Annotated in this window: 26 protein-coding genes; 12 read left to right on the forward strand and 14 right to left on the reverse strand. The window is 44.8% G+C overall.

The annotated features are described in order from the left end of the window. Positions 1–26 precede the first annotated feature (26 nt). The 5 genes from fdhF (at position 27) to ruvA (ending at position 5,110) form a co-directional block, all read left to right on the forward strand. Positions 27–2,696 carry a formate dehydrogenase subunit alpha gene (gene fdhF / locus WC958_04815; protein ID MFA5629550.1) on the forward strand — a complete coding sequence of 890 codons (2,670 nt, stop codon included), beginning with the start codon at positions 27–29 and terminating at the stop codon, positions 2,694–2,696. 82 nt (positions 2,697–2,778) lie between these two features. Beyond that, positions 2,779–3,168 carry a holo-ACP synthase gene (acpS, locus tag WC958_04820; protein ID MFA5629551.1) on the forward strand — a complete coding sequence of 130 codons (390 nt, stop codon included), beginning with the start codon at positions 2,779–2,781 and terminating at the stop codon, positions 3,166–3,168. An 85-nt stretch (positions 3,169–3,253) separates the two neighbouring features. Further along, complete coding sequence (locus WC958_04825; GenBank protein MFA5629552.1) at positions 3,254–4,006, forward strand: YebC/PmpR family DNA-binding transcriptional regulator; 753 nt, start codon at positions 3,254–3,256, stop codon at positions 4,004–4,006. 15 nt (positions 4,007–4,021) lie between these two features. Further along, on the forward strand, positions 4,022–4,522 hold the full coding sequence (gene ruvC, locus WC958_04830) for a crossover junction endodeoxyribonuclease RuvC (protein ID MFA5629553.1): 501 nt from the start codon (positions 4,022–4,024) through the stop codon (positions 4,520–4,522). Positions 4,523–4,525: 3 nt separating this feature from the next. Next, positions 4,526–5,110, forward strand: coding sequence for a Holliday junction branch migration protein RuvA (ruvA, locus tag WC958_04835; protein ID MFA5629554.1), 585 nt, complete (start codon positions 4,526–4,528; stop codon positions 5,108–5,110). A 633-nt stretch (positions 5,111–5,743) separates the two neighbouring features. On the opposite strand, the gene glp is transcribed toward ruvA, so the two are convergent. Continuing rightward, positions 5,744–7,021, reverse strand: coding sequence for a gephyrin-like molybdotransferase Glp (glp, locus tag WC958_04840; GenBank protein ID MFA5629555.1), 1,278 nt, complete (start codon positions 7,019–7,021; stop codon positions 5,744–5,746). 123 nt (positions 7,022–7,144) lie between these two features. After that, positions 7,145–8,167, reverse strand: coding sequence for a molybdopterin-binding protein (locus tag WC958_04845; GenBank protein ID MFA5629556.1), 1,023 nt, complete (start codon positions 8,165–8,167; stop codon positions 7,145–7,147). A 158-nt stretch (positions 8,168–8,325) separates the two neighbouring features. Here WC958_04845 and WC958_04850 point away from each other — a divergent pair, with 158 nt between their 5' ends. Further along, a complete protein-coding gene (locus WC958_04850) occupies positions 8,326–8,892 on the forward strand; it encodes an O-acetyl-ADP-ribose deacetylase (protein MFA5629557.1) in 567 nt (188 codons plus the stop codon). Here the strand turns inward: WC958_04850 and WC958_04855 are convergent, their stop codons facing one another. Next, a complete protein-coding gene (locus tag WC958_04855) occupies positions 8,893–9,126 on the reverse strand; it encodes a DUF2905 domain-containing protein (protein MFA5629558.1) in 234 nt (77 codons plus the stop codon). Between the two features lie 139 nt (positions 9,127–9,265). Here WC958_04855 and rsmD point away from each other — a divergent pair, with 139 nt between their 5' ends. Genes rsmD through WC958_04870 form a run of 3 tightly spaced genes read left to right on the forward strand, consistent with a single transcriptional unit; the run spans position 9,266 to position 10,630 of the window. Further along, positions 9,266–9,820 carry a 16S rRNA (guanine(966)-N(2))-methyltransferase RsmD gene (gene rsmD / locus WC958_04860; protein ID MFA5629559.1) on the forward strand — a complete coding sequence of 185 codons (555 nt, stop codon included), beginning with the start codon at positions 9,266–9,268 and terminating at the stop codon, positions 9,818–9,820. Then, positions 9,817–10,308, forward strand: coding sequence for a pantetheine-phosphate adenylyltransferase (gene coaD / locus WC958_04865; protein ID MFA5629560.1), 492 nt, complete (start codon positions 9,817–9,819; stop codon positions 10,306–10,308). The genes rsmD and coaD overlap by 4 nt, the downstream gene beginning before the upstream one ends. 55 nt (positions 10,309–10,363) lie before the next feature. Further along, the gene (locus tag WC958_04870; GenBank protein ID MFA5629561.1) at positions 10,364–10,630 is read left to right on the forward strand and encodes a YfhL family 4Fe-4S dicluster ferredoxin; all 267 of its coding nucleotides are present in this window, start codon (positions 10,364–10,366) and stop codon (positions 10,628–10,630) included. Positions 10,631–10,722: 92 nt separating this feature from the next. On the opposite strand, the gene WC958_04875 is transcribed toward WC958_04870, so the two are convergent. The 3 genes from WC958_04875 to leuS are packed head-to-tail and all read right to left on the reverse strand — an operon-like array spanning position 10,723 to position 14,471. Beyond that, positions 10,723–11,211: a CvpA family protein gene (locus WC958_04875; GenBank protein ID MFA5629562.1), complete on the reverse strand. Its 489-nt coding sequence runs from the start codon at positions 11,209–11,211 to the stop codon at positions 10,723–10,725. 4 nt (positions 11,212–11,215) lie between these two features. Continuing rightward, the gene (proC, locus tag WC958_04880; protein ID MFA5629563.1) at positions 11,216–12,016 is read right to left on the reverse strand and encodes a pyrroline-5-carboxylate reductase; all 801 of its coding nucleotides are present in this window, start codon (positions 12,014–12,016) and stop codon (positions 11,216–11,218) included. Between the two features lie 10 nt (positions 12,017–12,026). Beyond that, positions 12,027–14,471 (reverse strand): leucine--tRNA ligase, encoded by a 2,445-nt coding sequence (gene leuS, locus WC958_04885; protein ID MFA5629564.1) that lies wholly within the window; start codon positions 14,469–14,471, stop codon positions 12,027–12,029. 215 nt (positions 14,472–14,686) lie between these two features. Here leuS and WC958_04890 point away from each other — a divergent pair, with 215 nt between their 5' ends. After that, positions 14,687–15,262, forward strand: a complete 576-nt coding sequence (locus WC958_04890; protein MFA5629565.1) for a rhomboid family intramembrane serine protease — start codon at positions 14,687–14,689, stop codon at positions 15,260–15,262. An 84-nt stretch (positions 15,263–15,346) separates the two neighbouring features. Here the strand turns inward: WC958_04890 and WC958_04895 are convergent, their stop codons facing one another. From WC958_04895 to WC958_04910, 4 genes are read right to left on the reverse strand one after another with little or no spacing between them, the layout of a single operon-like run. Beyond that, the gene (locus tag WC958_04895) at positions 15,347–15,829 is read right to left on the reverse strand and encodes a GNAT family N-acetyltransferase (GenBank protein MFA5629566.1); all 483 of its coding nucleotides are present in this window, start codon (positions 15,827–15,829) and stop codon (positions 15,347–15,349) included. Then, positions 15,819–16,826, reverse strand: coding sequence for an ATP-grasp domain-containing protein (locus tag WC958_04900; protein MFA5629567.1), 1,008 nt, complete (start codon positions 16,824–16,826; stop codon positions 15,819–15,821). Before WC958_04900 ends, WC958_04895 begins: the two co-directional genes overlap by 11 nt. Continuing rightward, on the reverse strand, positions 16,811–17,815 hold the full coding sequence (locus WC958_04905; GenBank protein MFA5629568.1) for an ATP-grasp domain-containing protein: 1,005 nt from the start codon (positions 17,813–17,815) through the stop codon (positions 16,811–16,813). The genes WC958_04900 and WC958_04905 overlap by 16 nt, the downstream gene beginning before the upstream one ends. Beyond that, complete coding sequence (locus WC958_04910; protein ID MFA5629569.1) at positions 17,793–19,115, reverse strand: KamA family radical SAM protein; 1,323 nt, start codon at positions 19,113–19,115, stop codon at positions 17,793–17,795. Before WC958_04910 ends, WC958_04905 begins: the two co-directional genes overlap by 23 nt. A gap of 253 nt (positions 19,116–19,368) precedes the next feature. Here WC958_04910 and WC958_04915 point away from each other — a divergent pair, with 253 nt between their 5' ends. Next, positions 19,369–20,478 (forward strand): aminopeptidase, encoded by a 1,110-nt coding sequence (locus WC958_04915; protein MFA5629570.1) that lies wholly within the window; start codon positions 19,369–19,371, stop codon positions 20,476–20,478. Between the two features lie 81 nt (positions 20,479–20,559). Here the strand turns inward: WC958_04915 and WC958_04920 are convergent, their stop codons facing one another. Beyond that, entirely contained in the window at positions 20,560–21,783 is a 1,224-nt protein-coding gene (locus tag WC958_04920) for an MFS transporter (GenBank protein ID MFA5629571.1), read from the reverse strand. Positions 21,784–22,043: 260 nt separating this feature from the next. Here WC958_04920 and thyX point away from each other — a divergent pair, with 260 nt between their 5' ends. Further along, entirely contained in the window at positions 22,044–22,631 is a 588-nt protein-coding gene (thyX, locus tag WC958_04925; protein MFA5629572.1) for an FAD-dependent thymidylate synthase, read from the forward strand. A 58-nt stretch (positions 22,632–22,689) separates the two neighbouring features. Here thyX and WC958_04930 read toward each other — a convergent pair whose 3' ends face one another. From WC958_04930 to WC958_04940, 3 genes are all read right to left on the reverse strand, one after another. Beyond that, a complete protein-coding gene (locus WC958_04930) occupies positions 22,690–23,847 on the reverse strand; it encodes a lipocalin-like domain-containing protein (GenBank protein ID MFA5629573.1) in 1,158 nt (385 codons plus the stop codon). Between the two features lies 1 nt (position 23,848). Then, a complete protein-coding gene (locus WC958_04935) occupies positions 23,849–26,383 on the reverse strand; it encodes an FtsX-like permease family protein (GenBank protein ID MFA5629574.1) in 2,535 nt (844 codons plus the stop codon). Continuing rightward, positions 26,377–26,721: ATP-binding cassette domain-containing protein (locus WC958_04940; GenBank protein ID MFA5629575.1), on the reverse strand; the 345-nt coding region annotated here is incomplete at its 5' end. The genes WC958_04940 and WC958_04935, both read right to left, overlap by 7 nt.

Here is a 26,721-nt window from a genome sequence, read left to right on the forward strand (position 1 = left end):
TATTTGATTTAAAAGGAAATTTTATTGTGAGTAAAGTAAATTTAACTGTTGACGGCAGAAAAATAACAGCCGAAGCGGGGATGTCGGTTTTGGAAGCGGCGCTGCAAAATGGGATTTATATTCCGTATCTGTGTCATTCTGCCAACCTTAAACCGCATGGCGGTTGCCGCCTTTGTATTGTTGAAATAGAAGGCATGGAGGGGTTGCCCACATCTTGTACTGCCGTTATCTCCGAAGGAATGGTTGTTAAAACTGCCACGCCCGATGTAAATGAAGTGCGCCATAATATTATGCAATTACTGCTTGCCGACCATCCGTTGGATTGTTTAACTTGCGTTAAAAATCAGAATTGTGAATTACAAAAAGCGGCGGCATATCTTGGGATTAAAGAAAGAATATTTGATCATAATGATAGAAATTTCCCGGTTGACGACAGTAATCCCTTCTTCACAATCAACCGCAATTATTGCATTCTCTGCCAAAAATGCGTGCGTGTTTGCGATGAAATAACGTGTGTCAACGCCATTGAAGTTATTAACCGCGGATATGAAAGTGCCATCGGCACTTTCGGCAATAAACCGATTATGGAATCCAATTGTCAGTCCTGCGGGGAATGTGTTGTGCATTGTCCGACGGCGGCTTTAACAATAAAAAAGACGGAAGTCCCCGCTTACGAAGTAGAAACGACGTGTCCCTATTGCGGTGTCGGCTGCAGTATGTATTTGGGAATCAAAAACAATAAAATTGTTTCCGTGCGCGGCAGTAATACCGATGTAAATAACGGCAAGCTTTGTGTCAAAGGGCGTTTCGGAATTGCCGATTATGTTCACAGCCCGGAAAGATTAAAAACCCCCTTAATTAAAGAGGACGGCAAATTTCGTAAAGCAAGCTGGGATGAGGCGCTAAGCCTTATAACCGCAAAACTCTCGTCATATCCTAAAGAACAAGTCGGTGTTATTTCTTCTTCGCGCTGCACCAATGAAGATAACTACGTCGCCCAAAAGTTTTGCCGTTTGGTGCTTGGTACCAATAATGTCGATCACTGTGCCAGGTTATGCCATGCCCCGACGGTTGCCGGGCTGGCGCAAACATTTGGCAGCGGGGCAATGACCAATTCCATTGAAGATATGGCCGAAACCGACTGTTTCTTTGTTATCGGTTCCAACACAACCGAAGCCCACCCCGTTATTGGTATGAATGTTAAGCAGGCGGTCAGAAAAGGGGCTAAACTCATTGTTGCCGACCCGCGCGAAATTGATATGGTGCAGTTTGCTGATATCTGGCTGCAACAATATCCGGGCACCGATGTGGCACTGCTAATGGGAATGGCCAAAATAATTATTGATGAGAAATTACATAATTCGGATTTTATAAACAAGCGCTGCGAAAATGCGGAAGCCTTTTTGGAATCGTTAAAAGACTACGATATCGATTTTGTTGAAAGGGTTACCGGTGTGCCCCGTGAGAAAATCAGAGCGGCAGCACATATGTATGCGGCGGGGAATCCCTCTTCAATTCTCTATACACTCGGAATTACCGAACACTCGCACGGAACCGATAATGTCATTGCCATTGCCAATTTGGCGATGATTACCGGTAATATCGGTAAACGCGGCAGCGGCGTTAATCCTTTGCGCGGTCAAAACAATGTTCAGGGCGCCTGCGATATGGGGGCGTTACCCAATGTTTACGTTGGATACCAATCTTCAACCTCTCCCGAAACGAAAAAGAAGTTTGAAGCTGTTTGGGGCGGCAATCTTTCCGTTGCAAGAGGGCTCAGAACACAGGAAATGTTTGACGGTGCCTGTGACGGAACATTTAAAGCCCTCTATTTAATCGGAGAAAATTCGGTTTTAAGCCAACCCAATTCAAATCATGTGATTAAGGCTTTATCGGCGTTGGATTTTCTGGTGGTCCAAGATATCTTTTTAACCGAAACGGCACAACTTGCGGATGTTATCCTGCCGGCGTCGTCGTTTGCCGAAAAAGACGGGACATTCACCAATACCGAAAGGCGCTTCCAGCGTGTCAGAAAAGCGATTGAGCCCATTGGCGAGTCGCTTGCCGACTGGGAAATCACCTGTGAAATTGCAAAAAGGATGGGTGGTAAAGGGTTTGATTATAAACATCCATCGGAAATAATGGATGAGATTGCCTATTTAGCGGAATGTTACGGCGGGATTAACTATGCAAGATTGGAATCCGGCGGTTTACAATGGCCTTGCCCAGCGAGCGACCATCCCGGCACACCGATACTGCATACCACACAGTTTGCCTGTCGCAAGGGTAAACTTTTACCGCTTAAATATCGTCCTTCGGAAGAACTGCCCGATGATGATTATCCCTTGTTATTAACTACGGGAAGGCGTTTGTTCCACTACCATACCGGTACAATGACGCGTAAAACCGAAGGGCTGAATATTTTTATGGGAAGGGAAAGGGTACAAATCAATCCGCTTGATGCGGAAAAACTCGGTATCGGTGACAGTGATGTCATTAAAGTCAGCTCTCGCCGCGGTGAAGTTCAAGCAGGGGTTGAGGTAACGCGTGTTGTGCCCCCGGGGGTAGTCTTTATGTCTTTCCATTTTGCCGAGAGCCCGACCAATATGATAACAAGTTGTGCTATGGATCCGGTTACTCAGACGCCGGAATATAAGGTTTGTGCCGTTAAAATTGAAAAAGTAATCGTAAATTGATATTACATAATATTCCAAACGATTAAGCAAAGAATTATGGTATTATATACAGTGATTGGGTTTATTTGTAAGAGAGGTTAGTATGCAACAGGTTGGAGTGGATATTATCGAAATCAAGCGAATTGAAGAAGCCGTTTCCCGTTGGGGCAGCCGCTTTTTAAATCGTATTTATACCGATTCCGAACTTCGGCTTTATCAGGATAAACCGGCGTCGCTGGCGGCGCGTTTTTCCGGCAAAGAAGCGGTTATCAAAGCCCTGGGAGATAACCAACTATCCTATCGTGATATTGAAATAATATCCGATGAAAACGGAAAGCCTCTGGTTAATTTGCACGGTGATGCAAAATTTAAGGCATGTAAAAATGGTTTACAAGCTATTTCAATCAGTCTTTCTCATTGCCGCGACCATGCGGTTGCCTGTGTTTCCGCCGAAATCGGTCCCGTTGGCGGAGTGCCCCCTAACTGCCTGTAATTATAGCAACTCTTTTTATTCAACTTGTCGGTTGGAAGTGATAGAATTAAAAATACAGGTGTAAATCTGCGAAGGGAGCAAAAATATGGCAGGTCATTCTAAATGGGCTAATATAAAAAATCAGAAAGGTGCCGCTGACGCCAAGAGAGGGCAGCTTTTTACCAAATTAACTCGCGAAATAATGCTGGCCGTCCGCGAGCACGGCAGTAACCCCGAGGCCAATCCGCGCCTTAGGCTTTGTATCCAAAGGGCACGCGATAACAATATGCCGATGGATAATATCGAAAGGGCAATCAAAAAAGCCGATGGGACACTGGAAGGCGTAACCTATGATGAGTTTGTTTTGGAAGGCTACGGTCCGGGCGGTGCCGCAATTTTGGTTGATATTTTATCCGATAACCGGATTCGTTCAATCCAAGAAGTAAGGAGTACCTTTACACGTACCGGCGGAGGGCTTGGTGAAGCGGGCAGCGTCAACTGGCAATTTGAACTAAAAGGTGTTATCGGCATAGAAGTGGCGGAAGGGATGGATATCGATGACGTTTCTTTGTCGGCTATTGATGCCGGAGCCGAAGATGTCAAAGCGGACCCCGAATATATCGAGATAATTACCGGCCTTGAAGATATGGAAAATATCCGTAAGGCTTTGGAAGAAAATGGAATCCCCGTTAAATCGGCGGAACTTGCCAAAGTTGCCAAAAACACAATCGAACTTGACGATGAAACATCGCTTTCGGTTCTAAAATTGATTGACAGGCTCGACAACTTGGATGATGTTCGCAGCGTTTGGAGTAACGTTGATTTTAGCGACGAGGTGATGGAAAAATACGAGGGGTAAAATCGGTATAGCAAGATGAGGATATTGGGCATTGATCCCGGTACAATTATAATGGGTTACGGTATTGTCGATAGTGAAGCGGATAACGTTTCCTATGTCTGCTGTGACGCTCTAAAATGCAAACAGCGCTCTCCGATCGGAGAGCGTTTGTGTAATATCTACGACCGGATTTGTTCCGTAATAGAGGATTACCGCCCCGATGCTATGGCGGTGGAACAGCCCTTTGTCGATAAAAACGTTCGAACCGCGCTTGTTATCGGCAAGGCGCAGGCAATTGCTATTTTGGCGGCTGAAAAGCACGGCATTCCGTGTTTTGAATATTCACCGATGCAGGTTAAACAAGTGGTTACCGGTTACGGCGCCGGTTCTAAGGAACAGGTTCAACAAATGGTTAAATTACAGCTTAATCTGTCCGAAATACCTCAACCGAACGATGCTGCCGATGCTTTGGCGGTTGCTATTTGTCATATCAGAACAATTCATCAGGACGATATTATTAACAGGGCAAGGAGATAGGTGATGATATCCAATATCAGCGGTAAGTTAGAGGCATTGGGAACCGATTGGGCTGTTATTAATGTCGGCGGTATAGGTTTTCAGGTTCATTTATCTACCACCGCTATCAGCAAACTGGGAAATGTCGGTTCAAGTGTTAAGGTCTACACCCATCTGCATGTCCGTGAAGATAACCTTACTCTCTTTGGTTTTATCGGCGTTGATGAATTAGAGCTTTTTAAATCGGTAACCAGTGTTTCGGGAATTGGTCCGAAACTTGGGCTGGCAATGCTTTCGGCAATGGATCCGGATCAGATTATTATGGCGATTGCTTCGGGAAATGCCGATTTATTGACCGGAATCCCCGGTATCGGCAAGAAAACTGCCAGTCGGATTGTACTTGAACTTAAAGATAAAATCGGTACCGGCATGATGGCGACGCCGATGGCGGAAATTGCTCAAGAAAATGCAGACGTGCTGGCTGCGCTGACATCTCTGGGATACTCGGCTTCGGAAATTACCCGGGCTTTATCAAGTATCCCGCGCGATACCTCACTGACTATTGAGGATAAGATTAAATTGGCCTTGGGATACTTTGAACAAAAGTAGGGGCTAATTTTTAAGGGGTGTTCCTTTTGTCTTTGCGAGCCCCTTTTTTGTCATTTTGAGCCTGCCGAAGAATCTAGGAGTTAGCGGATAGTGCAGCGTTTGGTTAATCTTTATACGGTAGAGCGATGCCTCTTTTTTGTTTCTGAAGACACCTCATAGCCTACACTTCCCGTCCTTTTAGATCTTTCACTTCGTTCAGGATGACAAGAGCGAGATTGCCGCGTTGCTCGCTAACGTTCACTCCTCGCAAAGACGTTTCTACTATTGTCATTCTGAGCATAGCGAAGAATCTAGGAGTTGGCGGATAGTGCAGCGTCTGGTTACGGATTTTATGGTAGGGCGATGCCTCTTCTTGTTGCCAAGGCAACCCTATAGTCTGGATTTCCCATCCTCTTAGATCCTTCACTTCGTTCAGGATGACAAAAGCGAGATTGCCACGTCACTCGTCTAAAGGCTCTCTCCTCGCAAAGACGTTAAAAATCCCGTTCGCCCTGAGCTTGTCGAAGGGTCTAAAGAACGGGGCGAAACGAGGATTACTATTTGGTCGCCGTTATTGGTTCGACAGGCTCACCACGAACGGCTGAAGGCTACTTTTTTGTCATTCTGAGCCTGCCGAAAGGTAAAAAGACCAGGCTATTTTGCGTATCTGCGGCGCACAATTGAGAGCCCGCCCAAAGCCGGTGTTAGAATCTGAACTTCAATAGTTTCTCCCGCCGGAATTTTTTCAACCCCTTCGGGGATACAAATAAAGCATGTAGCATTGGCGATAGATTGCAGACGGCTGCGGTTGTGGTAAGGGGTAACCATGTACTCGCCGTTGTATACCAGTACGGCGGATTTGAACTCAGCCCAATCCCTATGGCGGCTGATAACATTTTTAGTCAGTTTGGCAAATACCGTCGGCAGAGGGTGACGTTTTTGCCCTTCCATTTTCAATATGCCCGGTAACGCCAGTTGTAAAAAGGCCATTTCGTTACTGGCAGGGCCTCCGGGTAAACAAAATACCGGTTTGTTTTGCCACAAACCGAAAGAAACGCCTTTGCCGGGTCCCATTCGGACATTGCCGAATTTCTTTTGCCAGCCAAGTTCGTCCATTATCCCGATAATTAAATCGCGTTCACTGCCCCACGCCCCGCCGCTGGTCAGAATAACATCCGCGGTCGCAAAGACCTCCTCCAGTTTTTTACGAATTTCCTCTTTATCGTCCTTAACGACTGCTGTTTGGCAGGGGAAAGCGAAAGAGTCAAGCCAAGCGGCGATAGTTACCAAATTGCTGGCATATAACTGGCCGGGATGTAAATGCCCCCCGGGCGCTACAACTTCATCTCCGATTGCAATTACAGTGACTCTGGGCTTACGGTAAACATTAACGGCTGAAATACCGGCTGAGGCGATTAAACCGAGGTCTCCCGGCAGTAAAATGCGTCCGTGCGGCGCTAACTCTTCGCCTTTTTTGATATCTTTTCCCGTAGTCAGAATATTTTGCCCTTTTTTAGCGCCTTTTATAATGCGAACACATTCAGGGGTTATTTCACAAAACTCACCGGCGATAACCGTATCGGCCCCCTGCGGAATGGGAGCCCCCGAGCAGATATTGACTGCATCTTTAGCAAAAACCTCACCGTTAAATGCGTTCCCCGCAAAAGCCGAGCCGATAATATTTAAACAAACCGGCTTTTTTGCGGAAGCGGTTGCAATATCTTCAAACTTTACCGCAAACCCGTCTTTAAGAGAAACGTCGCATGAGGGATTATCTAATTGAGAGTGCAGGTTTTCGGCTAAGATTCGATTATTGCAGAGATCTATCGGCAGTTTTTCGGTTCCGACAGGTTTACAACCGGTCCCGACGATGGCCAAGGCTTTGCCGAATCCGGTGTAAATTTTACCTTCATCGATTTCGGAACAAGACATTTTTTAACCTCACACTAACATAACGGAAACGGCGTAAAACAGCCGTGGTTTTTTGGAAACCAATCTTTAGCGGTTAGGCATAAAAATATAACCGCTAAAAACGATAATACTAAATCGCCGACGCTATTTTGCGAACGGACAAACAGGGAAAATGCACTCATCGCATTCGAGGCACATCCCACCGTGAGATAATTCAACAATATCTTGTCTGGTGATTTTATCTCCGGCAAGCATTCGCGATAACAGGGCATCGATAATGGTCGTCCTTTTAAAGATAACCGCACCGGGGGCACCGATGATGGGAATACCGTCCAGTTCGGCAACCAATGCCATTGCTCCGGGCATTACCGGAACCCCATAAGATATAATTTGCGCTCCGCTTTTTTCAATTCCTTCGGCGGTAACGTCATCCGGGTCAACTGAAAGCCCGCCGCAAAGGATCATAACTTCGCTGCCTCGGTTTTTCATATCAAGAATGGCTTTGGCAATAATATCTTCATCATCGGGGACAATGGTTTCGCCGATTACGGTAGAACCGTATTTTTCCACTTTTTTACGCATAATATCGGCAAACTTATCTTCGGTTATGCCTTTGTAAACCTCGTTGCCGGTAATAATAACGCCCACTTTTTTGTTAAGGAAAGGCATCACGCTAACTACATGCCCTTTTTCTTTACATAAAGCCTCTAATTTCTGTATGTTTTCTTCGGTTGTAAAGAGCGGAATAATTTTTGTTCCGGCAACAATCGCGTCTTCTTTGCAGGTGACGTTATTGTGCTGGGTGGCGATAATAATATCCGTTATGGAGTGAATCTCATATAAGAGCGGTTTATTGATTTTAATAATGCCGTCAACTGTGGCTTTCATATTGACACGCCCTTGCCGCGGCGCCGTAAACTTGAGGTTTTCTCCGGCAATTGCCGTGGCGATACGCGTTGCCGCTTCTTCTTCATGAACAAAATTCGCATCTTTTTCAATAATATAGATATGTTCTTTCCCCATGCTCAGCAGTTCGGGGATATCTTCCTGTTTAATAACATCTCCGCGACGGAACCTGGGTCCGTCACAAACACCGGGGATTGTTTTAGTCATATCATGGCCGATTACCAGCCCTACAGCGTTTTCGGTTTTTACTTTTTTTAACAACGGCGTACTCCTCAATTTAGAATAGATGCTAATATAAATAGGTTAAACTATTATGCCTTTTTTTACAAGGAGATTAATGCATATACCGCGAAGCGGATTGTATTTATCGGCGGCGGTATCCTAAAATAACAATCGGAAGAAAACCCCGAGGTTTTGAGATGGAGTTTAAAATAAATAACGTAGTTATCGCACTTAAAAAAGGCGATATAACCGCTCAAAAAGCGGATGCCATTGTTAATGCCGCTAACCCCGGTCTGATGGGCGGGGGCGGAGTAGACGGTGCTATCCACCGGGCGGGCGGGGTGGCGATATTAAATGAATGTAAAGAGATTGTTTCCAGGCAAGGCAATTTACCGCCTGGCAAGGCTGTTATTACAACAGCGGGGGATTTAGCGGCAAAATATGTAATCCATACCGTCGGACCGATTTGGTACGGCGGAAATAACAATGAAGAAGCGATTTTAGTAAGCGCCTACACCGAAAGTTTAAAGCTGGCTGAAAAATATGGGCTTGAAACCGTTGCCTTTCCGTCGATTAGCACAGGGGCCTACGGTTATCCCGTTCAGCCGGCAGCGCGGGCGGCAATAACGGCTGTAGCTCGGTTTGCCGCCGAAAATGCATCATCTCTTAAAGAAATAATTTTTGTTTTGTTTAGCGAAGATGTGTATAAAAGTTATACCGAGGCGCTTGGTAAGGAAATTCAAGAGAGGTCTGCGGAAAAGTAATTATTTACCGATTAGCTTGATAATAATATTTATAAAAACGGTAATTACAACACTGATTATAATCCCCGTTGTAATCGGGAAAAAGAATTTAAAGTTGCCCTTGTCAATAAATATATCCCCCGGGAGTTTACCCAAAAGCAGTATTTTGTTCCAAAACATAATGATAATTCCAAGGATTGCAATAAAGATTCCGATAACTATCAAGTATTTACCGATGCTTTCAAGGCTAGACATATCTCTCCGATTGTTTAAAATGATATTTTACCCTACAATTATAGCTGATAACTACAATCCGATTCGATTTATTATTGCAATCTGGATTGATATTGTGATTTATGGTACCTTATTATACTTAAGAAAAGGAATTGTATAAGTGAGAGTAATTGCCGGTGAGGCTAAAGGCTGTACTTTAGTGACGCCTCCGGGGCTTAGAACGCGCCCGGCAACGGAATTGGTAAGGGGAGCAATCTTCTCCGTGCTGTATTCGGTTGCCAATAACTGGAGAAATGTGCTGGATCTTTTTTCCGGCAGCGGCTCGTTGGGAATAGAGGCTTTAAGCAGGGGGGCTGGCTGGGTGGATTTTGTTGAGCAAACACCCCGCTGTTGTGCTATAATAAAGCAGAATCTTGAAAAGACCAAGTTTACCGAGTATGCACGTGTTCATTGTGCGGACGTGGTAAAGGCAATATCTTTTCTGGATAAGGAGTATGATATTATTTTGATGGATCCTCCCTATGCGAGTCCATTAATAAACACCATCATAGAACAACTGGCAAACTCTAAGATTGTCGGGAATGATTCTGTACTCGTTGTTACCCATTCAAAACGTCGCCCCCTTAATACAGAGTATGCGTCCTTGCGCCTCTTTAAGGAGCATCGTCACGGCGATAGTTCCATCGCTTTTTTCAGAAAGGAGCCTTTATCTTGACTGTTGCTATGTATCCGGGGAGTTTTGATCCGATTACCAACGGCCACATTGATGTTGCCCGCAGGGCGGCCGATGTTTTTGATAAGGTTATTCTCGGCATATTCGAAAAACCAACCAAAATTGTTACCTTTACTCTTGAAGAAAGGGTGAATATGGCGAAGGAAGCCTTAAAAGATATTGCGAATATAGAAGTAAAACCCTTTTACGGACTTGCCGTAGATTTTGCCAAGGAAGTTAAAGCCGACGTAATGGTGAGGGGATTAAGGGTCAGCGCTGATTTTGAGCGCGAGTTTGATATGGCGATGATGAATCGCGAACTTTCTCCGGACCTTGAACTGGTTTGCTTTCTGGCAAAACCGAAGTATCAGTTTTTGCGTTCGAGCCTTTTAAAAGAGGTTGCCAGAGTCGGCGGAAACGTTAACGGGCTTGTTCCGGATCATGTCGCCCGTGCCCTAAAAGAAAAAAACGGGGCGAATAAAATACAGTAATTAAGTTTTTTAGTAAAATATAAAATAATAACCAAATTAGGAGGAAACCAATCTAATGGCATTCATGATTAATGAGGACTGTATAAGTTGCGGAGCTTGCGAAGCAGAGTGTCCGAATCAGGCTATTTCCGAAGAGGAAACTACCTATGTCATTGATCCCAACAAGTGTACCGAATGTGTCGGTAGCTACCCCACCCAGCAGTGTGCCGAAATTTGCCCGGTAAGTTCATGCGTTGCCGATCCGAATCACAAAGAAACTCGTGAAGAATTACTTGCCAAGTGGAAGCAGTTGCATCCGGGTGAAACCCCCAAAGAAGGCTAGAACTCTTAGCCTTTCCGGTTTTTCTAATACCAAAATACGAACCGAAGTGCTTTGTCCGTTTTATTTAAAACGGACAAAGCACGAAAGTTAGCCTATACCTGAAAGAATTCCTTGATGGCTTGAAAGTCCTCCGGGAGCAGCCCCATGACAATCGGAAAATAATCAAGCATAATTTTGGCCATAAAAGATTCACCGATTATGACGCCTCCGGTGAATTTTGCAATAACAGCCAGAATCGCCCCCAGTACCAAAAAACCGGATAACAGCCCGAATAAGGCGCCGCCTAAATGGTCAACCCAGCCGATAAGCAGTGTTTTGACAACAAACTTCAGCAGTTTAGCGATAAGCAGCCCGATAACATAAACAATTGCTATAATCAGCACAAAGGCCAATGCATTGGCGACCGTTTCGTTATTGGTAAAACCGAATATCCCCGAAAGTGAACCATGAAAACGCCCCGCAAGTACGATACCGATTGTTAAACTGACAAGCGAAATTGCAGTTTTAATCAGCCCTTTTCTTAAACCGATAAACGTGGGGATAAACAGCAAAACTAAAAGTACAATATCCAGCCAATTCATAGTTTTATCCTCCCAATTCTTTGGCTCTTTTATAAGCGGCAACAACCGCTTCTTCGACCAGCCCTTTGAAATTACCGTTGGCAAATACGGTTAACGCTGCTGCCGTGGTTCCGCCGGGAGAGGTTACCGCTTCCCGCAGTTTGTCCAGCGGCTTATCGGAATTATCGGCGTATTTTACGGAACCGATCATTAATTGCATTACAATTTGATGGGCTTGTTCACGTGAAAACCCTATCCGTTCGGCGGCATCTATCAGCGATTCCATAAAAAGAAAAACATAAGCCGGTCCGCTGCCGCTTATAGCTGTTGCTATATCAATGCTGTCTTCGTCGGCAACGTAAAGTTCTTTCCCCAAAGCGCTGAGAATGTTTTTTGCCAGCGCCGATTGTTTATCGGTAACATCTTCCAAGGCGGTCCACACTGTCATCCCATAACCCAATTGGGCGGGGGTATTGGGCATTGCGCGCACTACGGCTTTGTGTTTAAGGCTGTTTTGAAGGGTTTTTAGGCATTTTCCGGCAATAATCGAAATAACCAGTTGTCCGTCGCATAACTTGCCGCTGATTTGAGACGCCGTCTCGGCTAAGTTTTGCGGTTTAACGGCAAGGATTACAACCTCCCCTTTTTCGATAACATCAAGGTTATTGTCGGTCGTATAAACCCCGAATTTTTTACTAACCGATTCACGGTATTCTTTGTTTATTTCGCTGACATAGATTTTTTCGGGTAAGGTTATCCTTTTTGAAACTATTGCCGAAAGGATTGCCTGTCCCATATTGCCGCAGCCTATCAAAGCTATTTTCATAACAGTTTCCTTATTTTAAAACCAAGTTTAACAATTTCTTGGGAACATAAATCATTTTAACTATCTCTCTACCTTCAAGATATGCTTTAACTTTAGAGTTGTCAAGAACTGTCTCTTTAACTTCTTCTTCCGTAACGGAAGCGGAGACCATCACTTTTTCGCGTGTTTTGCCGTTGATTTGAATAACAATCGGTATTTCTTCATCTGCGGCCAATTTTTCGTCCCATTCCGGCCACTTCCAGTTATGAATACTGTACATATGTCCGGTTTGCTGCCAAAGTTCTTCGGCGATATGAGGTGCGGAAGGGGCTAAAAGGAGCAGTAAAATTTTAACGTTTTCCTCCCAGTCCTTTTCGCAGATACTGCCGGCATCCTTGATTTTACCTAAGTAGTTGGTATATTCCATTAACGCCGATATCATCGTGTTAAAGCGAATTCTATCGATGTCATGGGTTACTTTTTTAATTGTTTGGTGCGTAATACGCTGCAGGTTACGGTATTCTTCCTCGCTAACGGTGTGTGAATTATACTGTTCGGTTGCCAGCTTCCATATACGGTTTAACCAGCGGTAAATACCGGCAATCCCTTGGTCGTTCCAATCACCGCCTTGTTCCCAAGGCGCGACAAACATCAAATAACAGCGAACTGTATCAGCCCCCATTTTGGAAACATACGAATCGGGGTTAACAACGTTACCGCGCGATTTACTCATTTTTTGCTTGTTGGAAATAACAATTCCCTGGTTAAAGAGCTTAATAAACGGCTCTCCGAAATCGATTAACCCCATATCACGCAAGGCTTTGGTAAAGAACCGGGCGTAGAAAAGGTGCATTACCGCATGCTCGGCGCCGCCGGTATACAAGTCAACCGGCAGCCAATATTTAACGGCTTCCTGATCAAAGGCGGCGGTATCGATATGCGCATTGGCATATCTTAAGAAATACCATGACGAACACATAAATGTATCCATCGTATCAATTTCGCGTTTTGCCGGTCCTCCGCATTTGGGGCAGGTTGTATTAACAAAGTGGTCGCAATATTTTAAAGGGGATTCGCCGGTAGGTCTGAACTCGGCATCTTCGGGAAGCAGAACCGGTAAATCTTGTTCCGGAACGGGAACAATCCCGCAGTTTTGGCAGTAAACCATCGGTATCGGTGCCCCCCAGTATCTTTGGCGTGAAATCAGCCAATCGCGCAGCCTGTAACTGACAGTTCTTTTTCCCCAGCCCTTTTCTTCCAAGAATTCGGCTACTTTATCAATCCCTTCTCTGTTCGGCGTTCCGTTAAACTCGCCGGAGTTGACCATTATCCCGTCATCAACGTAGGCTTCTTCAAATGCTTCTCCGTTCCAGTCGGGCGGTGAAATAACAACCTTTACCGGTAAGTCGTACTTTTTCGCAAAGGCAAAATCCCTTTCGTCGTGTGCCGGAACCCCCATAACCGCGCCCGTTCCGTATCCGGCAAGGGCATAATCAGCAATCCAAACCGGTACTTTATCGCCGTTTAACCTGTTTGTGACATAGGCTCCGGTAAAGACGCCATCTTTTTCTTTTTCGGTCGAAAGCCTTTCGATTTCGGTTAATGTTCTGGCTTTAGTAACGTAGGCCTCCACAGTTTCTTTCCTGTCGGGGGCGGTGATTTTAGCTACCAGCGGATTTTCGGGAGCCAAAACCATAAATGTTACCCCGTAAACGGTATCGGCGCGGGTAGTAAAAACGCGGATTTCCTTTTCGGGAACACCAGGGATATCCAATTCAAAAGAAACTTCGGTGCCGATGCTTTTACCGACCCAGTTATGCTGCATAGTCTTGATGCGTTCGGGCCAATCCAACCCTTCGTGCTGCATCAGTTCGTCGGCATATTTGGTAATCTTAAAAAACCATTGTTCAAGGTCTTTGTGAATAACCGGTTCGTCGCATCTTTCGCAAGTGCCGTCGGATAAAACCTGCTCGTTGGCAAGCACTGTTTGGCATTTGGGGCACCAGTTGACGGGGGCTTTTTTACGGTAAGCCAATCCGTGTTCGTAAAGTTTTAAAAAGAACCATTGTGTCCATTTATAATATTCCGGTTGGCACGTTATTATTTCCCTGTCCCAGTCGTAAATAGCGCCGATTGTTTTAAGCTGTTTGCGCATATTATCGACATTTTTCATTGTCCACTGGTAGGGATGAATGCCGTGCTTAATGGCGGCATTTTCCGCCGGTAAACCGAAGGCGTCAAATCCAATCGGATGGAGCACATTAAACCCTTGCATCCTTCTGAAGCGGGCATGCACATCCGACGGTGCCATAGCGTACCAGTGCCCGATATGTAAATCACCCGATGTGTAAGGGAACATGGTCAGCGCATACCATTTCGGTCTGTTGCTGTGTTCGCTAACTTTGTAGAGTTTATCGTCGGCCCATCTTTTTTGCCATTTATTTTCGATTTCAACCGGATTGTAAATGTTATCCATATTTAAAATTCCTTTCAGATTAAGTTTCATTGTAGCAACAAGCCTGTTTACTTTGCAATAAAAATCTCCGAATGTTTGTTATCCGATACTCAAAAAGGCTCAAACGTTTCCGAGCGGTTTATGTCCTTAAATAAAAATCAATAATAGCCATAGCAAGTAAATTTAGTTTTAATTGATTTGCCACGACAATTGCTTTACTGCTATTATGAGAAACTATGTTAAATCCCATTTTTATAATTATCGGTATTAATTTATTTATTTTTGTTGCCGCAAACATATCAAATTCCCTGGTTTACGATCTCGCTTTGTGGGTTCCCTTTGAGCTTACCGTACAACAGCCTTGGGGTATTTTTACAAGCATGTTTACCCATGTTGGTTTAACGCACATGCTTTTTAATATGTTGACCCTTTTCTTTTTTGGTAATTATGTTTTAAAACTAACGGGGTTGCGCCAATTTTTGATAATTTACCTCGGCGGCGGCCTGTTAGGAAGCGTTTTTTACGTACTAATCAGTACGCTTATCAGCCCGGATATTCCCGGTTTGGCAATCGGTGCTTCCGGCGCCATATTTGCCCTCGGCGGGGTTTTGGCGGTGCTGATGCCGCGGACGAAGGTTTATATTATGTTTATTCCGATTCCCGTTCCGCTTTGGATTGCCGTCATCGGCGGCGGTGTGTTGATGTCTTTCTTCCCCAGGGTGGCTTGGGAAGCTCACTTGGGAGGCTTTGTTTTCGGGGCGCTTTCCGGTCTTATTATCAAGAATCGGCGTAAACAAACCTATTACTATTAAAGACCTGCCGTAATCGTTAAAAACAATCAGTATTCCGCTCGGTTTGCTGCAACTTTCGAGGGTGTTCTATGCCTCAAAAGGAACTCACCCCAAAAATTTCCTGTAGATAATTTTACTGTCTCCCGGGGCGTAAAAATCGGGGATATTACAGATTTCGCTGTAGCCGCGGGCGGTATAGAACCTGCGCGTCTTATCGTATTCGGGCTTGCCCGATGTTTCAATAAAAGCCATCTTGCCGCCTTCTTGCAAAATGTTTTCTTCGGCAGCCTTTAATAGAGATGCCCCTGTGCCGCAGCCTTGAAATTCGTGTTTGACATCCAGCCAATAGATATCCCATGCGTATGCCGTAAGCGGTATCGGCCCGTAGCTGACAAACCCGATAATTTGACCGTCTTCATTTTCGGCGGTAAGCGAATAATAACCCGATGTTTGCGGATTATCAAGCGAATCGTCGATAACCTCTTCGGCAATAACAACCTCTCCGGCCGTAAACTCGGGTGTATTGCGTAATATTGCGAATAGTTCCGGTTCATCCTTTTTTTCAAGCAGACGAATTTTAATAGTCAATCCCTTTCTCCGTTGCCAATTGAACGATTTTATTAATAAATGCCGCGTAGTCCATTCCGGAAGCCTTTGCTTGCAGGCTGGCGCCGGCATCGGGTGAAATATCGGGGTTGGGGTTTATCTCTAAAACGTAAATGTTTCCGTTTTTGTCCATCCTCATATCGACTCTGGCATAACCGCGGCAGCCGGTTACGGAATAGGTCCGCACGGCAGTTTCAATAATTAATTCCTTTGTGTCCGTATCCAAATCGGCCGGGCATTGCGGTTGTGTTCCCTTATAGTAGATGCTTTCAGTGTCCCACTTTGCTTTGTAGCTTAATATTTTGGGGGTTCCTTCCGGTAGCGTAAAGCAAATTTCGGAAATCGAGAGCGGTATCGGGAGCTTGTTTCCCATAATTGTAATATTGAATTCACGCCCGTCGATATACTCTTCCACCAGCGCCTTTGTGTTATAAAGGGTACTGATTTCAATAACCCTTTGTTCCAGTAATATTTGGTTTTCAACAACGCTGTTGGAGTTGATGCTATGGCTGGCATCCTCGTAATTCGGTTTAATGATACAGGGAAAGTTAAGGTTAAATTCTTTCAGGTTTTCTTTATCCAGTAGTTGGAAAGCGGGTGTGCGGATGCCCTCTTTGTGCAATAACTTTTTGGCAGAAGCTTTATTCAATGCCAGTTTTAAGGCCTTTGAAGGCGCTCCGGTATAGCAGAATTTAAGGGATTCCAGTTCTTGTGCTATTAAATATTCGGTTTCCGGATAACCGCCGAATCCCTCAAACAGATTAAAAATAAGGTCGGCTTTTATTTGTGCAAGTTGTTCAAAAGCCCGGTTTAACGGCAGTTCCAGCGGGATTATCTCCACCTTATAGCCTAGTGATTGCAATGCCTTGCTTGCCGCATCAACCTCTGTTAAAACCCCTTCCTCGGCAGCCTGTTCGTTTCTGTTTAGAAGCGGATTTGTTTGCGGCCGATTATAGATAACAGCTATTGAGGTAGGCATTGTGGGTACCTTTTAAAGGCGGCTGAAAGGATCTTATTAATTAGTTTGGGGTGTGAAATACCCAACTTTGCGGTCATAATTACCAAATCACTGTGGTTTCCAAGCCCCGGCAGCGGATTTATTTCCAAAAAATAGGGGGTTCCATTCTCATCAAGTCTAAAATCAATGCGCGCAAAATCACGGCAGCCGAGTATTTTAAATATTTTAACGGCGGCTTCTTCCAATTTCTTTATAACTTGCGGTTCCAAGTTAGGCGGGCTTTCGTAATCTACCGTATTTAAATAATCCCTTTTAACCTCAAGTGAATAAACAAAGCGTTCCGTTTTTTGCTTGGGAATAACGCGCAGCATCGCGATTACCTGCGGCTCTTCGTTTCCGGTGATGCCGACGGTAATCTCGTCTCCGCCAATAAATTCTTCGATTAAAAGCGCTTGGTTGTAACCTGCAAACTGGCGTTTTGATTCGGTTTTTAACTCTCCGATATCGGTAACAACCGATGATAACCGAATCCCTTTACTGGAACCTTCATGCACCGGTTTTACAATCAATGGGAATTTAAACTCCGACCAATCAACCTGATTTAATTCCTTAATATCCGCAACAGTTCGCCATTTGGGGGTAACTACTCCTTCCATGGCGACTATTTTCTTTGCCAGTTCCTTATCCAAACAAATACCCAGGCACAAAGGGTCCGAGCCGGAATAGGGAATATCAAGCATCTCCAAAACGGCGGGAATCTGTGATTCACGGCCACGATGGTTACCTTGCCCCTCGCTAAAATTAAATACAAAATCTACCTTTTCCTTGCCTATATTATCAATAAAAGTTTTCCCTCCGCCGAGAAGCACGGTTTGATGCCCGTTAGCTTCAATGGACGATCGGATAAGATTAACGGTCTCTATGGAGTCGTATTCTTCCATAGAGTCGTCGGCACAATTATTATCCGGAAGTTTGTCCGGTTTTAAATCAAACGATAATCCTATCCGCATCCATTACCTCTGAAAAATTATAGAAAGGGTCTGCCGGCTGGGTTTCCGGCGCCGCTGTTTGTTCGGTTAATGTGTTATTGCAATTAATCATGCGCCCCAAATAATTACTAAACAGGATTTCCTTTTCGTTGCGGGCAACGATGTAATTCGGCTGTAATGTTATCTTACCGCTGCCTTGGGGTAAATCGACCGTAAAGTTGGGGATTGCAAGCCCTGAAGTAAAGCCGCGCATGCCTTCGATAATCTTAATTCCGGTGTCTATCGTTGTGCGCAGGTGATCGGTGCCTTGCACTTCATCGCATTGGAAAAGATAATAAGGGCGTACTTTAATTTTTAATAACCCTTGGCATAATCTGGTTTGCTTTTCAACGGTATCGTTAATACCGCGCATCAGTACGCTCTGGTTATTAACCGGTACGCCGGCACGGATTACGCGGTCGATGGCTGCCGCCGAATCCGGCGTTATTTCGTTTACGGTATTAAAGTGGGTGTTTAACCAAATCGGGCCGTACTCCGAGAGCATATCGCAAAACTCACTGTCGATACGCTGCGGTAAAACAACGGGGAAGCGGGTACCGATGCGAATTATTTCAACATGATTAATTTGCCTCAGCTCTCGAATAACATCGGCCAAGTGTTTAGTTGAAAGGGTCAGGCAATCTCCGCCCGATAAAATAACATCCCTGATGTTTTTATTAAGGCGAATATAATTTAACATCCTCTCGATGTCGTTGGGGGTGCGAATCCAATCGCCGTTTTTCCATTCGCGCTTGCGGGTGCAATGACGGCAGAGCATCGGGCATATATCGGTCAGCACCATCAGCACCCTGTCAGGGTACCTGTGCACCAATCCGGGAACGACCGAATCTTTTTCTTCTCCAAGGGGGTCTTCAACGCCGGTTGTTTTAAAGGTTATCTCTTCAATGGAAGGAATTGCCTGCATCGCAACCGGGTCATGCGGATCGTTTAAATCCATAATCGAAAGATAATAAGGAGTAATTGAAAGTGGGTAAACTCCGGTTACCGCACTTATCTCGGCATACCTTGTCGCCGATAGGGAAACATACTTTGAGAGTTGTTCAACCGAAGTGATACGATTGCGAAATTGCCATTTCCAATCGTTCCAGTCTTTATCGGGAATTGTCCCGAAAAGTTTGAGCCTGTTGGCTACAGAGGGGGGTTGCGGGGGTTCCGAGTCTTCTCCTCCGCTAGGGGGTTCGTCGTCACCTTCACCGTTGCAGCTATCCGAAAGGGGAATAAAAGAATTGTTACTGCCGATTCTTTTTAAGTTTTTCTTCACCTATTTGTTTCATACTCCTTTTACCTTATAAGTACCTAAATCGTACTCTCGACTTTTAAATTATTTTTAATTTTCAGCACCCTATAACTTAATTATAGAGCATTTTTTGCAAATGTAAAATACGCTTATTTACGACTAAAACGAGCGGAACGGATGATATTTTATTCTTTAGTTTATTGAATTGCAAGTGGCATTCAAATACAAGCTGGTATAAAATAGATAAATTATTTCAAACAATTTGGCAGGAGGGGTTATGAGAGATATCAGAATTGAAAAATTGGCTGAACTGTTGGTCAATTATTCCGTTAGTGTCCAAAACGGAGATAAGGTCAGAATACGCGGCGATTATTTAGCGGCGCCTTTGGTAAAAGCGGTATATGCCGAAGTTTTAAAAGCCGGCGGGCATCCGATTGTCTTTTTTGAACCGGAAGGGCTAACCGAAATATTTTATAAGTATGCCTCCGATGAGCAGTTACGGTTTATTCACGAACCGGAAAAAATCATTACCGATAAATATGACGTCTCGATTTCTATCGGCGCTGATTCCAACACTAAGGCTTTAACAAGTGTTGACCCGCAGCGGATGGTTACAAGGCATCAGGCTCGAACCGAGCTTGTCAAAACCCAAATGCAACGCTCCGCTGACGGGCAATTTCGTTGGGTTTACACGATTTTCCCCACCGCTGCCTACGCTCAGGATGCCGAAATGAGCCTTACGGAATACGAGGACTTTGTTTACGGCGCTTGTCTCCCTGATATCGAAGACCCGGTCGGCTATTGGCAGCGCTTTTCAAAACGCCAGCAAAACATAGTTGATTGGTTTAAGGGCAGAAAGTGTGTTTACATTAAAGGGCAGGAAACCGAATTGACTTTGAGTATTGAAGGTCGCCCGTTTATTAATTGCGACGGCCGTTACAATATGCCCGACGGCGAGGTGTTTACCAGCCCGGTTGAAGACAGCGTTAACGGACATGTTTATTTTTCTTATCCGGCAATCGAAGGCGGCAAAGAAGTCAGCGGCATTCGGTTGTGGTTTGAAAACGGCAAGGTGGTTAAAGCCAGCGCCGAAAAAAACGAAGATTATTTGCTTAAAATGTTGGATACCGATGCCGGGTCGCGGATATTAGGTGAATTTGCAATCGGCACCAGCCCCAAAATTAACCGCTTCACCCGTGAAATCCTTTTTGATGAAAAAATTAACGGCAGTTTTCATATGGCATTGGGGGCGGGTTATCCCGAAAGCGGCAGCAAAAACGAATCGGCAATCCATTGGGATATGATTTGCGACCTACGAAACGGCGGAGAAATCCGTGTTGACGGCGACCTATTGCATAAAAACGGTCGTTTTGTTATCGATTTTTAATTTTGTTACATGAAACAGTTTTCCCTTACCGGCCCTAACAGCGGTTTATCGGCCGGTGGGGGAATAAATATATTGGCATCTTTAATCCGGGGTTTTGTAAAACTTTTTGCCCCACCATAAAAAGCTGATAGCGGCAACCAGTGCAAATGCCCCCAGCCCCGCCCAAATAAAAATCGGTTCGCTTGGGAAGAGATCCAATAGTATTCCGCCAACCAGGGGTCCGGTAGAGTGTCCTAAGGTTTCGCTTAGCGAAAAAGTGCCCATATACAAACCGCGCCGGTTCTTTGGGGCGATATCGCTTACTACCGAAAGCGCTACCGGCGAGAAAGTAATCTCCCCGAAACTTAACATAACCATGGCTAAAATGGCGAGCGTATAACTGCCGACCCAAGAAAAGATTACAAGCCCCACAAATACCAACAAACTGCCGGCAACAAGAACCTTGTACCTTGACCTATTACTTGTAGCAGCAGCCATCGGATATTGCAAAAGGACAACAATAATTCCGTTAAGCGTTAAGAGTGAGCCGTATTGTGCCGTTGTAAAACCGACAAAGTCTACGGAATAAACCGAAAGGGTGCTTAACATTTGTCCGAATCCGATTAATAACAGGAAAGTAATTACAACATAAATCATAAAACTGCGGTTTTTGACTACTTCCCCGATATTTTTAATTGCAATAACAGCTTTTCTGTCGCTATCTGTTAAACTTTCTTTTAAAAGTAAGACGGTAATCAAGAGCGGTATCAGTGCCGTTAGCGTTGCGAGCATAAACAGCCATTCGTAAGACGCAACGGTTAAGAAATAGCCGCCGATTGCGGGGCCGAATGCCCAGCCGACGTTAATTCCCACCTTTAAAACCCCGTAGGCTTTGGTTAGCTTTTCGCGCGGGGTTAAATCGGCTACGGTTGTGGATAATGTCGGGCGGATTAAAGTCATCAGCACGTAACTGGCAATAAAAACGGCAATCAGTATCCAGGTAGGGGCGGCTATTTTAATAAAAAAGGCCAGCATTACAAAGGTTATACACGAAAAGAGCATCGACCAAACCAGGAGAGGCTTTCTGCCGAAACGGTCGGTTAACATTCCCCCGTAAACCTGTGACAATGCGGAAACAACCCCGATAAAAAGGACAATCAGACCGATTATTGTCATCGGAATGCCGCGCTCTTGGTAGAGATAAAGCGAAAAGAACGGCAAGCACATCGAGAAGCCCGTCCAGTTTAACATGCCGATTACAGTAACCAGCCATATTTCACGCGGGAATTGTTTGGGGATATATTTATTAAACAGTTGTTTTATCAATCTCTAAAAGGGTTTAATTATATTTGGATTAACGGGTCTTTTGCCGAATTATCGGAAACCGCTAATCGTATTTCAAATTATGGAACGATTAGGTTAAAAAATCAAATGGTTGAAATTGTCTAATTTGCAAATTACAATATTAAAACCCCATTTTTTGTAGCTAAAAATCCTCCTAAACTGTAGATTGTTCTCAAAAAGGCGCAATTTGGGTCGCATCAATGTTATAATAACTCATCACAATTTACGGGGAGATTACGAAAATGTATAGTGGGCTTGAAGTAAAACTATTGGCGATTACCCCTGATAGTGAAAACCTGGTTGAAACAGCCGGCAGGCTGTGTTATGCCAGTGGGGATAGGTTGGGGACAAGCGAAAACTGGATAGCGGCGCGCATCAAACAGGGGCATGAGAGTTTAATTGAGCATGCTTCCGCTACATTTTATATTAAGGCCTCGCGTGCCCTTACGCATGAATTGGTTCGCCATCGTATTGCCAGTTATTCCCAGCGCAGTCAGCGTTATGTGCGCGAGATGCAGGCGGATTACGTTATTCCGCCTGAGTTTAAAGATCAAAATTCGGAAACGGCAAAATTATATTACGAGGCAATGAATTCGGCATGGGACAGCTACAAAAAATTGCTGGATGCCGGGATGAAACCCGAAATCGCGCGCTATGTGTTGCCGAATGCGTGCCTTACGGAAATTATTTGCACATGGAACTTCAGAGAAATCCGTCATATCCTCAAGTTGCGCACCAGTCCGGCAGCACTGCCGGAAATCCGTGAAGTTGCGCAAAAAATTGAAGAAATCATGAAGGAACAAGCCCCGAAGGTTTTTGGCGATTTATAAAAATTAAACCAAACTAAAAACACCCCCAAGGGTCTACGCGGGGGTGTTTTTTAATCTCTTATTCGTAACCGGTCATTTCCAGATAGCCGGTGCCGATTATCTCTCCACTGTTTTGCGAGTCGTAGATATTGATTGCCCCTTCCCAGTAGCGTGTGCTAAGGTCCAGTTCCTGCCCGTTAAATGCTGCTTCAACGATTAGTGTTTTGCCGAGCGGTTTTACTTCTGCCTGCCACTTTAAGGGATAGACAACACCGGTTGGGCTTTTCCAAGTATCAAGTACGGTTAAGGCAATATCATTTGTTTCAAGTTTAACGGTAGTGCCGTCTTTATTTACAATTAAACCCTCGTTATAGGGGTAAACACTGCCGTCTTTGTATCTCAGTTGGAAATAAACGATTTCGGTATCATCGTTTAGTTGTAACGAAAACCAATCCCAGCCGCCCTGTTCATCGCTTAGGGTGCTTGTACTCCATTCCCGGTCCAGCCAGCTGTTACCGCTGACGTTGTATTTTATCCCGTCGATTTCAATGTAACCGCTGCTTGCCAAGCGTGTAATCGAATAGTAATAGGAGGCGCTGGTTTTATCGATACTCTTGTAACTTAACCCGTTATCGCCTTCAAAAACAACATCTTTTAAAGGCGTTACATCCAGAGAAAGTGTGATACCGTTTTCGGAGGCATATAAACGGCACGGGAAGAACTCTTCGGCGGTGCCAAGCATATACCAGTTTTCGACGTTCATTCTAAACGGTTCTTCGCTAAAGCCGGCCAGCCCTAAGGCATCGCGGTTGAATTTTTCAAAGGCGTAAAACTGCTTGTTTTTGATATCGGATATTGTAAAATGTGCCATATAGATTTGATTGGTTCCCCATTCGGATGGTCTCTCGATTGCAAAGGGGGTTAGCGAGATGCGGAAAAAAGTTAGTTGATAGCCGAACCTGTTACCCGCTTCATCGTAGATATTACCGGTAAAATACCACCATTCATTGCGGAAATTCTCGTGCGGTGCGTGGTCTTTGGGAAAAGAGAAATCAATAACCCTGTTTGCGATGCTGTAACCTTCCGTTGAGCTGTCGCTAAGCGCCTCGATGATATTGATTTTTTTATCTTCGGAACCAGCATTTTTACCGTTGCATCCGCCAAATCCGAAGGATGTTAATGCCAGTATCGTTACAGCTAAGAGGGCAAAAAATCTTAGAATTAATTCACGTTTCATTTTATTCCTCCCTCAATGCTTCGGCAGGTGAAATTTTAGTCATTCTCCAAGAAGGATAAACGCTGGCAAGCAGGGATGCAACAATCGCAATCGCCAGCGCTTCGATGATTGTTTCGGCGCTGACTGTCATATTAATACTCCATCCGAACGAGCGGATGTTAATTATTTGGATTAGAATTACCGACATAATGATTCCCAAAGGAATGGCCAGTATTCCCGAAATGGCGCCCATCAGCCCCGTTTGTAAGCCGGTCATTCCCCATATTTGCCGCGGGGTTACGCCTGCTGCCCTTAAAATGCCCAGCTCCTTTATTTTTTCAAGCTGGTAGGCCATCAGCGCGCTTAATATTCCGATAAAAGCGACAATAATTGCCAAAAACTCCAATACTTTGGTAATCAGAAAAGTGCGGTCAAAGACTTTGAGCGCATTACCTCTTATAGATAAACTGTCGGTTACCGTAACCCCTGGAGTATCCGCAACAATGGCTTTAACGGCATTCATCACGGCGTCTTTATCGTTATGGTTTTTAAGATAGAGCCCGATTGAGGCGATTGTATCGTCATCCCAATATTTAATATAGACGCTTTGAGCCATAATAACCTTGCCGACATCCGAACCGTAGTCGTAATAAATACCGCTGATAACATATTGAAGATTCTCTTGTTCGGTTGTAAACGTAATTGCATCACCGACCGCCAAATTGTGTTTGTAGGCTAAGGGTTCGGAAACATAAATACCGTTACCGGATTTCAAATCTTCCCATGCAGAAGAAAGGCTTCCGGATTTTAATTGATATTCCGTACGGCATTGTTCGATAGGGGTGATAACACTTGTTGATAATATGCCGTGGTCAGACGGCAAGAAAACAGTTTTTGAACCCTTGGTTGCTTCAATTCCGTCTAAGGCAATAATTTGTTCCACCAAATCAATCGGCAAAGGGTCTTTGGCCGTACTTGAAACACTTTCCATTGTGTTAACGTATACATCGCCCTGAACGGTTTGCTCCATCCATAACTGTACCGTTGTGCGGAAGCTTTCTATCATAATCCCCATACCGATAACAACCGAAATAGCCATTACCATGGCGGCAATTGCGGTGCCGGTGCGGCTAATCGAGCCGGCAATGCCGGTAACCGCCATTTTGTATAAAACGCTTGTTTTGCTGCCGACCTTATCCATAAAAATGCCGAGGTATTTCGAAAAAACTTCGGCAACCATCGGTACGCACAGCGTAAAGCCGATTACCAATATAAAAAGCGAGGCGAATCCGGCGGTTAGGTTACTGTCAGAAAAGAACAAAATAAAGACTGAAATTACCATCATTCCGAGCCCTATCAAGCTTAGTTTGGGTAAAATGTTTTGGGCAATGCTTTCAATTCCCGAACGGAAGCGAACAATTTGCGGACGGGAAGAGGCGGCTTCAAATGCCGGTACAAACGATGCAACCAGGGAAGTTAAAACACCTAACAATATCCCCTTAATAAATACACCCGGGGCGATTTCAAAGGTTGTCACCGTTAGCGTAAAGTAAAGGCTGTTAATAGTTCCGGCTACCAGTTTTACAAGCCCTTGCCCAAGGATAACCCCCAGAACAACCCCCATCCCCGTACCGATTATCGCTATAATAAAGGCTTCAATTAACACTTCGGAAAATATCTCGCGGCGGGTTACACCGAGTACGCGTAGAGAGCCCAGAAGCCCCCTGCGCTGCAATACCGAGAAAGTCATCGTGTTATAGATTAAAAACATGCCGACCAAAAGCGCCAGCATGCTCATTGCCGATAAGTTTGTCCTAAAGGCGTTGGTAATATTTAAAGTGGAAGCATTGCTTGCGGCGGTTGAGTTTAATGTTAACCCTTGCGGCAGCCGGTTTTCGATGGCCGTAAAGGTATCCGTATCGTTTTCCGCAATAACAAGGCTTATATTATCGATTACGCCGATTTTTCTTAAAAGTTCCTGCCCGGTCGAAATATCGGCAACCAAAAGCCCGTCTAAATTGGCGCTGTCTTCGTCTCCGATGTTACCGATAACTTTTACTTCGGTGCCTACCCCCGCAATTGAAATCGTAATCTTATCACCGACAGCGATAGCCATTCTTTCGGCCATAACATGGGAGATAAGGACCGTTTTCGGTTCAATAAGCAGTGCCAATGCCGATAAATCAAAGGTATCGCTCATTCCGTCGGTCATATAAGAGCTGGAAAAGATATCCATCCCCATTAAGTGGATTGTTTCGCCGTTTAGTTTTACGTATCCGCTAACCACCGGCGAGGCTTCAACATCGGGGAAATCGGTTATAAATTCGGTGTAGTAATTTTCATCTATGCCCAAAGGTCCGCCGATGATTTGGTGAGTGGCGGGTCCCGTTACGTTTTCAACCGAGATTTGAAAGGCTTTTTGGGCGCTGGTGTTAGCGATATCAATTGCGATTACAACCGCAACGCCGATTGAAACGCCGATAATAGAAAGCAAAATCACCCAAGGGTGTTTAAAAAAATACTTCCAGATTGAGCGTGAGAGTATCGGGCTTACCATGCGATTTCCTTATCGTGCTTTTTGAGCTTTCCTTCCTCCAAAAGCAGTAAACGGTCGGCAAATTTGGCAACCTCTTTACTGTGGGTAACCATTATTAAATTTTTATTACGCTTGCGGATTAAGCGATCCATAATATTGAGGATATTCTGCCCGGTATCTTTATCGACGTTTCCGGTCGGTTCATCCGCTAAAATCACCAACGGGTCATGCACCAGGGCGCGGATAATGGCGATGCGCTGCTGTTCACCGCCGGATAATTTATCGGGGGGATCGTTTTTACGATCCAAAAGCCCGACTTCTTCCAATAATTCAAGAGCGGGCTCCCGGTCACTGATTTT

The organism is Dehalococcoidales bacterium, assembly GCA_041656115.1.
Classification (GTDB): domain Bacteria; phylum Chloroflexota; class Dehalococcoidia; order Dehalococcoidales; family UBA5627; genus UBA5627.

Coding starts and splice junctions, on each gene's coding strand:
- acpS (MFA5629551.1), top strand. CDS start 2,779: ATGCAACAGGTTGGAGTGGATATTATCGAAATCAAGCGAATTGAAGAA.
- WC958_04825 (MFA5629552.1), top strand. CDS start 3,254: ATGGCAGGTCATTCTAAATGGGCTAATATAAAAAATCAGAAAGGTGCC.
- ruvC (MFA5629553.1), top strand. CDS start 4,022: ATGAGGATATTGGGCATTGATCCCGGTACAATTATAATGGGTTACGGT.
- ruvA (MFA5629554.1), top strand. CDS start 4,526: ATGATATCCAATATCAGCGGTAAGTTAGAGGCATTGGGAACCGATTGG.
- glp (MFA5629555.1), bottom strand. CDS start 7,021: ATGTCTTGTTCCGAAATCGATGAAGGTAAAATTTACACCGGATTCGGC.
- WC958_04850 (MFA5629557.1), top strand. CDS start 8,326: ATGGAGTTTAAAATAAATAACGTAGTTATCGCACTTAAAAAAGGCGAT.
- WC958_04855 (MFA5629558.1), bottom strand. CDS start 9,126: ATGTCTAGCCTTGAAAGCATCGGTAAATACTTGATAGTTATCGGAATC.
- WC958_04870 (MFA5629561.1), top strand. CDS start 10,364: ATGGCATTCATGATTAATGAGGACTGTATAAGTTGCGGAGCTTGCGAA.
- WC958_04875 (MFA5629562.1), bottom strand. CDS start 11,211: ATGAATTGGCTGGATATTGTACTTTTAGTTTTGCTGTTTATCCCCACG.
- proC (MFA5629563.1), bottom strand. CDS start 12,016: ATGAAAATAGCTTTGATAGGCTGCGGCAATATGGGACAGGCAATCCTT.
- leuS (MFA5629564.1), bottom strand. CDS start 14,471: ATGGATAACATTTACAATCCGGTTGAAATCGAAAATAAATGGCAAAAA.
- WC958_04890 (MFA5629565.1), top strand. CDS start 14,687: ATGTTAAATCCCATTTTTATAATTATCGGTATTAATTTATTTATTTTT.
- WC958_04900 (MFA5629567.1), bottom strand. CDS start 16,826: ATGCCTACCTCAATAGCTGTTATCTATAATCGGCCGCAAACAAATCCG.
- WC958_04905 (MFA5629568.1), bottom strand. CDS start 17,815: ATGCGGATAGGATTATCGTTTGATTTAAAACCGGACAAACTTCCGGAT.
- WC958_04915 (MFA5629570.1), top strand. CDS start 19,369: ATGAGAGATATCAGAATTGAAAAATTGGCTGAACTGTTGGTCAATTAT.
- thyX (MFA5629572.1), top strand. CDS start 22,044: ATGTATAGTGGGCTTGAAGTAAAACTATTGGCGATTACCCCTGATAGT.
- WC958_04930 (MFA5629573.1), bottom strand. CDS start 23,847: ATGAAACGTGAATTAATTCTAAGATTTTTTGCCCTCTTAGCTGTAACG.
- WC958_04935 (MFA5629574.1), bottom strand. CDS start 26,383: ATGGTAAGCCCGATACTCTCACGCTCAATCTGGAAGTATTTTTTTAAA.